Annotated in this window: 5 protein-coding genes and 1 pseudogene; 5 read left to right on the top strand and 1 reads right to left on the bottom strand. The window is 45.1% G+C overall.

The window, feature by feature from the left end; genetic code table 11:
* The 5 genes and pseudogenes from ACTHMC_RS27750 to ACTHMC_RS27730 form a co-directional block, all read left to right on the top strand.
* Nucleotides 1–482 (top strand): annotated as a pseudogene (locus ACTHMC_RS27750) (SusC/RagA family TonB-linked outer membrane protein); the annotation flags it as partial.
* Nucleotides 483–508: 26 nt separating this feature from the next.
* Complete coding sequence (locus tag ACTHMC_RS27745) at nucleotides 509–1882, top strand: RagB/SusD family nutrient uptake outer membrane protein (protein WP_440418333.1); 1374 nt, start codon at nucleotides 509–511, stop codon at nucleotides 1880–1882.
* Nucleotides 1883–1967: 85 nt separating this feature from the next.
* On the top strand, nucleotides 1968–2894 hold the full coding sequence (locus tag ACTHMC_RS27740) for an ABC transporter ATP-binding protein (RefSeq protein WP_440418332.1): 927 nt from the start codon (nucleotides 1968–1970) through the stop codon (nucleotides 2892–2894).
* Nucleotides 2891–5305: a Gldg family protein gene (locus tag ACTHMC_RS27735; RefSeq protein WP_440418331.1), complete on the top strand. Its 2415-nt coding sequence runs from the start codon at nucleotides 2891–2893 to the stop codon at nucleotides 5303–5305. The genes ACTHMC_RS27740 and ACTHMC_RS27735 overlap by 4 nt, the downstream gene beginning before the upstream one ends.
* Nucleotides 5306–5311: 6 nt before the next feature.
* Entirely contained in the window at nucleotides 5312–7915 is a 2604-nt protein-coding gene (locus ACTHMC_RS27730; protein WP_440418330.1) for a MutS-related protein, read from the top strand.
* 276 nt (nucleotides 7916–8191) lie between these two features.
* Here ACTHMC_RS27730 and ACTHMC_RS27725 read toward each other — a convergent pair.
* The coding region (locus tag ACTHMC_RS27725) for an aldo/keto reductase (protein WP_440418329.1) at nucleotides 8192–9120 on the bottom strand (929 nt) is incomplete at its 5' end.

Below are 9120 nucleotides of genomic sequence, written 5' to 3'. Positions count from 1 at the left end.
CTATTCCGGTAATTAACCTTGGCCTTAGCAACCGCGTTGATATCGGCAATTTTTATGTGTATTGCATGATCAATTATTACGGCAATTTCAGGGTGAGAGTACCTGTCCCAAGTGCCACTGACACGCGTCCGCTTAAGGGAGCGGGCAACTACTGGAAAAAACCGGGTGATGAAATGAATCCGGATATCCTGCCTGATATCAGTAACTCATCTTCCATACAATATTATTTCACCCTGGCTACAACAGACAGGTATACCGTAAATGGTTCTTATCTCACGCTCGGAGACCTGACTGCAGCTTATATTCTCAGGGACAGCAAATGGTTGAAGAATTCAGGCATCGGCAATGTGGAAATTAAAGTGCAGGCTTCAAATATTTATACTGTTGGCTTCAACAGTTATAACTATAGCCTTGCCACCGGAAATTTTGCCAAACGTTATCTGACCCCTACTTACAACGCTGCTATTTCCGTGAATTTTTAACATTAACTACTTCAAAAGCTATAACAATGAATAAATGGCTGATAATACTTCTGAGTGTTTTGTTGTTTTCATGCGACAAATACCTGGACGTAAAACCAAAAGGTAAAAGGCTGTTGGAAACAACCGCTGATTATGATGCCTGGCTGAACAATTCCAACACCATGGCCTATGCAATTCCAAATGAGTTAAACCAACTGGATGACAGGCTGGATCTTCCAAATATAAAAACGCCGCAGACCTTTGTAAGTGACTGGATCTATGTCTGGAGACGTCAGTTTGCAGATGAAACCACACCTCCTCCTGTGATCTGGAAGGATTTTTACGAATCCATTTATTACTGCAACACTGTTATTCAGGGAATAGACGAAGCTTCAGGCGGAACACCGGAACAGAAAAAAAGCCTTAAAGCTGAGGCCTTGCTGGGACGCGCATTCAGCTATCTGTACCTGGTGAATCTGTATGGGAAATCCTATAATGCAGCTACGGCTGCTGAAGATCTTTCGGTGCCTTTTGTTACTTCCAATGATTTGAATGCACCAACCCCATCCCGGCATACCGTTCAGGAGTTATACGATCATATTATTGCAGATATCAATGAGGCCATTCCGGATCTGCCGCAGGATAACAGCAAAAACCGTTTCCGTGGTAATGTGGCGGCGGGATACAGCGTACTAGCCAGAACATATTTATATATGGGCGATTATGTGAATGCATCAAAAAATGCACAACTGGCCCTGGATCATGGGGACAATCAGGTGCTGGATTATTCAACGATGAGTTATGCAGGCGAAATCAGGGATCTTGTAACAAGACGAGGCACCATTTACGGCAGGTTGCTAAAAACTACTTATACACAATTGACGCCTGAACTCAGTTACCTGAAAACTTTTAACACAAAGGATCTGCGTCTGGCTTTTTATTTTCTGTATACAAACGACTATAGTTTCAATGTAAGGGGACAGGTATATCATCAGGGAATTGGTGTAGCTTATTCAAATGCTTATCCAAACTGCGGCACATCGGTAGAGGAAATGCGACTGATTCTGGCAGAATGCGCTGCGCGTGGCAATGATCTTCCAAAAGCCATTGAAGAATTGCATCTGCTGCGCAAAGCCCGCTTCAAGCCTGCGGATTATCAAAAATTTGAATCTGCCGACCAGGAAGAGGTATTGAAAAAGGTACTGGCGGAAAGAACTTTTGAATTTGTATTCAATGGCATGCGCTGGTTCGATATGCGCAGGCTTGATGCAGATGGCCGTATGCCGGTGGTGAACAGGTACGACGGACAAGGAAATATAATTGCCAGCCTGCCTCCGAAAAGCCAGAAATACGTACTGCAGATTCCTTTACAGGTGATGTATTTCAACCCGTCCTGGCCCCAGAACCCCTGGTCAGAATAGGTACATCTTCTTTACCATAAAAATCTCAATACACGCTGCTCTCAGAAGAGGGTATGGCAGCGCATTTTCCAATAATTAAATACACATGTCAGATCCTATTGTAAGAATTGAAAAATTGTCGCACCGCTATACAAATGCCTGGGCTATCCGCGACATCAATTTAGAAATCCCGCGCAACGGAATTGTAGGGTTGCTCGGCTCCAATGGCGCAGGGAAGTCTACCACCATGAATATACTTTGCGGAGCCCTCAATCAAACTGAAGGGAATGTGTATATCAACGGCATCAACATGCGTGATAAACCCGGAGAAGCCAAAAAGCAGATCGGTTTTCTTCCGCAGAACCCGCCATTATACATGGACCTTACTGTGAATGAATACCTGTATTACACGGCAGCATTGCGCCGCATGCCTGATAAATCTGTGGATGCAGCAGTAAAGGAAGCCAAACAGCGTTGTGGAGTAGATCATTTTTCAGGACGCCTGCTGAAGAATCTTTCCGGTGGTTACCGTCAGCGTGTAGGCATTGCACAGGCCATTGTTCACCGGCCGAAACTGGTGGTGCTGGATGAACCAACCAATGGCCTCGATCCCAACCAGATCATCGAAGTGCGGGCGCTGATCAGGGAAATTGCGCAGGACAGGGCTGTGATCTTTTCATCCCATATACTTTCAGAGGTTCAGCTGCTCTGCAAAGAGATCAGGATGATCGAAAGCGGGCGCATTGTTTTTTCCGACAGCATGGATGCTTTCAACAATTACGTAGAGCCACACAGTGTGCTCATCCATTTTGAAAACCCTCCCACGGCTGAAGCGCTGATGCAGGTGCAGGGCGTAACTAAAGTTGATTATCTAACGGAAAGGCAGCTGCGCGTTTATTTCAGCGGTGACCAGGAGATCACCGAAAGGCTGGTAACTGCAAGCGTTAACCACGGCTGGCGATTACGTGAGATCAGCCTCGATAAAACCGCGCTCGACGAAATATTCAAACAATTATCATTACATACTTCATGAAAGTCATTTTAAAAGTTGCCATAACGGAACTCAGTACACTTTTCTTTTCGCCTATTGCGTGGTTCCTGCTGATCGTTTTCTGGATCCAGTGCGGCGTTACTTTTTTTAACCTGATGGAATTTGTTACCCGGCACGTGGAAATGTCGGGCGACAAACAGGAATATTACACAAGCATTACTGATACTGTCTTTCTCGGCTTTCAGGGATTGTTCAAAAATGTAATGGACAACCTTTACCTGTACATCCCGCTTCTGACCATGAGCCTGATCAGCAGGGAGATCAGCAGCGGCACAATTAAACTGCTGTACTCTTCACCGGTAAGCATGTTCGAAATTGTATCAGGGAAATACATTGCTATGATGGTGTACAGCCTGCTACTGGTAATAATAGTTGGTATGTACATGGTTTCCGGGATTGGAAATATTCAGTATGCGGACTCCGGTATGCTGTTGACTGCTCTATTCGGGTTTTTCCTGGTGCTCTGTGTGTATTCGGCTATCGGTCTGTTCATGAGCTCACTCACCGGTTACCAGGTAGTGGCCGCTGTTAGCACTTTTGTAACCATCGGTGTTTTCAGTTATATCGGAACTGTATGGCAGGACATCAGTTTTGTGCGGGAGCTTACCTACTATCTGTCTATCAGCGGCCGCACACAGAAAATGCTGACCGGCCTGATCACTACCAATGACGTGCTTTACTTTATCATCATCGTATACATATTCCTTGGCCTTACCGTTTACAAACTGAAAGCGGGCATGGAATCCAAATCAGGTGCGGTGAAAGCGGCCCGTTATCTGACCATCGTCGGATCTGCCCTGCTGATAGGGTATATCTCTTCCATCCATGGCTTCATAGGTTATTGGGACACTACATCCGATAAATCAAGGACCCTGACGCCAGCGGTTCAAAAGATTGTGAAGGACCTGGGAGAAGAGCCGCTGGAAGTAACAGCCTATGTGAACCTGCTGGACCGGTATTATTATTTAGGCAGCTCATCTTCCTACAACAGAAATATCAGCAGATGGGAACCCTATCTGCGATTTAAGGATAATATTGTGCTGAATAAAGTGACCTACTACGATACGGTTGCTTCACTGAACACCAGAAAGAATTATGCAGGCAAAACAGTCAGTCAGATAGCGGAACAGTACGCCAAATCCATGAGCGTTAATCTGAAAGAGATCCTCAGTCCTGAGCAGATAAAGAAGCAGATCGACCTCAGTGCAGAAGACAACCGCTACGTAATGCAATTGAAGTGGAAAGGACATACCACTTTCCTGCGGGTGTTCGACGATTTACAAACCTGGCCCTCCGAATCGGAAGTAGCGGCTGCCTTGCTGCGCCTGCAACAGACAAGCATTCCAAAAGTTGGCTTCGTAAACAGTGAGCTGGAACGGGACATTGATAAGTATGGTGACAGGGATTTTAAGGTGCTCACCAATACTCCAGCATTTCGTCACTCACTGCTGAACCAGGGATTTGATGTGGTCAACGTTTCACTGCACAACGACACCATTCCCGCCAATCTTGCAGCATTGGTGCTGGCGGATCCCCTCGTTTCTTTATCTGACAATGCAATGGAAAAGCTTCGACAGTATATTCAGCATGGAGGGAATATGCTGATTGCCGGTGAACCGGGAAGGCAATCCATTCTCAATCCATTGTTGAAAGAACTGGGTGTACAGCTCGATGAAGGAGTGGTGATCAACGAAAGCACCGATGAGATGCCAAACTTTGTATCCGCTTATGTTCAGAAAGAAGCTGGCGGTTTTTACAAGCCCTTGAAATATGCGATCAACGACAGTGTTACCATCAAAATGCCCGGCACATCCAGCATCAGTTTTGAAAGAAATAATGGCTTTTCGGTTACTCCACTTGTAAAAACGGATCCGGCAAAAAGCTGGTTGCGCATCAAACCACTGAACCTTGAAACAATGATCAGAGCAAGCGTAAAAAAGCCAGGTGATAACGAAACGACTATGGCATATTACATTGCTAAAGCAACAAACAATACCACAACACCGCGTAAAAGCAATGACTCACTGGGGACCGTAACCTTCAGCCCGGAAGAAGGAGACATTATCGGTCCGTTGACCACAGCAGTTGCACTGAACCGCAAGGTGAATGGAAAAGAGCAGCGTATAGTGGTGACCGGTGATGCTGATTTTTTAAGCAATAAAGAATTCAACCGCCCACAGCGTACCGCCAACTTTGTATTCAGTACTGCTTTGTTTCGATGGATGAGCGGCGGCGAATTCCCGGTGGATACCAGGCGTCCGGATCCCCGCGATAAAAAAATAAAGACCACACTGGAAAAACTGAATCGTGAAAAAAGGATCTATCAATGGGTGGTGCCGGGAATATTGTTGCTGTTTGGCCTGGTAGTACTCTTCAGGCGTAAAAGAAAATAAAAGCAGATGTTCACTACAGATAAGCAAACGACCGATGACCTGAACATCTTCGGTAAGCACGGCGGTGAAGCTGTTTTCCAGATTTTCAACCGTTGTGCTACCAGGGGTGGTGCAATGATATTGGAAGAGTGGTTCAGTTACCCGCTTTCGGATGTTGCAACCATCAATCAACGCAGCAATGTCATCCGTTATTTCGCCGAAAGCAGTACTCCATTTCCTTTCCATAGTGCCATCTTCGATGCGATAGAACCCTGGTTGGCCAACAAAGATGAACGCACCAAACTGCAGGCAGGCGAACAGTCTGTAACGAGGAAGCTCAGTACCCTGATTGCGGTGGATACGGAAACGGCTATTATTTACAATGGCGTGAACGCTTTGGTGGAGCTGCTGCAAAGCGCCCGCGCTTTTGTGCATTCGATTGATAAACCACATCCATACGCGGCCGAGGTGGATGCCATCCGGGGAATTGTATTTGATAGGGCTTTTGAACGGTTACCCGGAAGCAAAGGTAAATTGTCGCACTTGGTGATGGCGGAATTGGATGTGTTGTTTCGCTTTCGAAACCGGGAACTCATAAAAAAGCTACTGCTTTATATTTATCAGCTGGATGTGTATATCTCAATTGCCAGAGTAGCTAAGGAACGGGGATTTGTATTTCCCGAAGCATTGCCGGAAGAGCGGCATATACTGGAACTGGAAGGCGTATACCATCCGCAGGTAAAAAATGCGGTGGCCAATGATATCACTATTACCCCTGAGAGTAATCTCATCTTCCTGACCGGCGCCAATATGGCTGGCAAAAGTACCTTCATGAAATCGCTGAGTATAGCCATGTTCTTAGCGCATATGGGACTTCCGGTGCCCGCAATACGCATGCGCTTTTCTGTACTAGATGGTATTTATACAACTATCAACCTGCCGGATAACCTGGGTATGGGCGCCAGTCATTTTTACGCAGAAGTGCTGCGGGTAAAAAAGATGACAGCTGAATTGCAGCAAGGGAAAAACCTGTTCATTGTTTTTGATGAACTGTTCAGGGGCACTAATGTAAAAGATGCTTTTGAAGCTACCATTGCCATCGCAAAAAGTTTTGCGGCAAACAGAAATAGCTTGTTCCTGATTTCTACACATATCATTGAAGCAGGCGAGGAACTGAGCGCGGCCTGTTCAAATGTACAATTCATATACCTGCCTACAGAAATGAAAGACTTTCATCCGGTGTATACTTATAAATTAAAGAAGGGGATTACTGATGACCGGCATGGTATGATGATTGTTAACAATGAAGGCGTGCTGGATATTCTTGCAACGGGAACAGCGGCTCAGGAAACAGTGACTGGTTTTATAGCCGACAAACAAACTCTGGATGACCTGAACCTCTTGGGTAAGTTCAAGCCATATTCTGTTTATAGTTTGTTCAATAAGGTAAAGACTGCTGGCGGCGAAAGGCTGCTGGAAGAACTGTTCCGTCACCCCCTGACTGATGCTGATGCCATCAACCGGCGAAGCGGGTGGTTCCGGTATTTTCAGGAATTACAAATTGCATTTCCATTTACGCAGCAATCATTCTCGGTGGTAGACAATTACCTGGGCTCCGCAACATCAGATTCGATAGTGGGTGTGATCCGCAAAAAGTTGAAAGGGCAGTTTTTGAGAGATGAAGCATACCAGGAGTTGCAGGCCGGATTAATAGCCACCATCGATGCGCTGAATGCCTTACAGGAATTGCTGGAGAAGATAGATATTGAATGGGTAAAGGATGCGAAGAGGATCCTGAATGATAATCGCTTATCCTGGTTGAAAGAGGAACGTGGTGCAGTTGAGCTTTCTTTGATAAAAACTATTAAGTATGACAGGTTACTGCGTTATACTATGCGTAAGGAAATAGCGTACTTACTAAAGAGCTTATATGAGCTGGATGTATATATAGCTGTCAGCGACAGAGCCCGGGAAAAAGGTTTTTCATATGCCATGGCTTTGCCGGCTTCTGAAAACTGTTTGAGGGCCTCAGCCATCTGGCATCCGGGAATTGATAATGCTGTACCCAACCCGGCATCCCTGCATCAGCAAAGCAATGTGTTATTCCTTACAGGAGCCAATATGGCCGGTAAATCCACCTTCATGAAATCATTTGGCATTGTAATTTATATGGCGCATATGGGGTTTCCGGTGGCTGCACGCGACCTGGTATTTTCTGTCCGTGATGGACTGTATTCATCCATCAATGTTGCCGATAACCTGAATATGGGATACAGTCATTTTTATGCGGAAGTGTTGCGGGTGAAGAGGGTGGCTGAACAGGTAAGTGCAGGCAGGAACCTGGTGGTGATCTTTGATGAATTGTTCAAAGGCACAAACGTGAAGGATGCTTACGATGCAACACTACAGGTAACAGAATCTTTTTCAAAATACCAGAACTGCGTTTTTATTATCAGCACACATATCATTGAAGTGGGGGAGGTGCTGCGTAAGGAGGCTTCACAGGTGCAGTTTGCTTACCTGCCTACAATTATGGAGGGTGTTATTCCGAGATATACATACCAGTTAACAGAAGGTATTACGAGTGACAGGCATGGAATGGTGATCATCAGAAATGAGGGTATAGTATGATAGAACAAAGGGTGGCTTGCAAGCCACCCTTTGTTCTATCATTCAAACGATATTAATTTTTCTTGCTAAATTCCTTTTCGCATTCGGCCAAAGGTTTAGGGTCCAGTAGCTCTCGGGTAGCGATGCTCCCCCCGGATCCCGGAGTTTGCCACGTATCCTGGAAATCATCGTGTTCCTGGCAATTATAAAAATAATCCGTAAAAATCAGGAAAAGGCACGACTTTGAATGAACAGTAATACATCATCCTGTATCAGTAGTATGATTATATTTTTCGTCTACTTCGTTCCTGTTGCGTTTTGTATTTGAGCAGGATAACGTTCGCCTACTACTTTAATGGTTCCTAATATGGCATTAATATTTTTCAACTCATCAGTAGTCAATGAAACCTTGCTTGCATCGATGTTTTCCTGTAAGCGGTGTAATTTTGACGTGCCTGGAATCGGAACAATGAACGGCTTTTGTGCTAACAGCCAGCTTAATGCAATCTGCGCCGGCGTAGCATTTTTATCCTTTGCAATAGAAATTACCAGGTTTACCAATGCCTGGTTGGCGGCCCTGTTTTCTTTGCTGAAGCGAGGCGACATATTTCTTGTGTCAGCCTTATCCAATTCTACATCGGCATTGATTGTTCCTGTGAGAAAGCCTTTACCTAGTGGGCTGAAAGGAACAAAGCCAATTTGCAATTCCTCCAATGTTGAAATAATTCCATTTTCAGGTTCCCGGTAGAACATCGAATACTCGCTTTGAAGTGCTGTAACGGGTAAAACAGCATGAGCTTTCCGGATAGTTTCCACGTTTGCCTCTGATAAGCCGAAATGTTTTACTTTGCCTTGCTGAATCAGATCTTTTACTGTTCCTGCAACATCTTCAATGGGAGTTTTCGGATCAAATCTATGCTGATAGAATAAATCAATCACATCAGTTCTTAGTCTTTTCAGAGACGCCTCGGCAGCGGCGATAATGTTTTCTGGACGGCTATCCAATCCTAACATCATTTTACCTTCTTTGAAACCGAATTTGGTTGCGATTACTACTTCCTTCCGGAACGGTTCAAGGGCTTCGCCAACTAATAATTCATTGTCGCCGTAGCCTTGTGCTGTATCAAAAAGGGTAATGCCGTGTTCAACAGCGGAACGTAGCAGTTTTATACTTTCCGTTTTGGTGGGTGCATTTGGAAAACTTAATCCCATAGCTCCAAAACCTA

The organism is Pseudobacter sp. (genome assembly GCF_051955275.1).
GTDB lineage: Bacteria > Bacteroidota > Bacteroidia > Chitinophagales > Chitinophagaceae > Pseudobacter.
This window is presented reverse-complemented; position numbering and strand designations above follow the sequence as displayed.

Coding starts and splice junctions, on each gene's coding strand:
- ACTHMC_RS27745 (WP_440418333.1), top strand. CDS start 509: ATGAATAAATGGCTGATAATACTTCTGAGTGTTTTGTTGTTTTCATGC.
- ACTHMC_RS27740 (WP_440418332.1), top strand. CDS start 1,968: ATGTCAGATCCTATTGTAAGAATTGAAAAATTGTCGCACCGCTATACA.
- ACTHMC_RS27735 (WP_440418331.1), top strand. CDS start 2,891: ATGAAAGTCATTTTAAAAGTTGCCATAACGGAACTCAGTACACTTTTC.
- ACTHMC_RS27730 (WP_440418330.1), top strand. CDS start 5,312: ATGTTCACTACAGATAAGCAAACGACCGATGACCTGAACATCTTCGGT.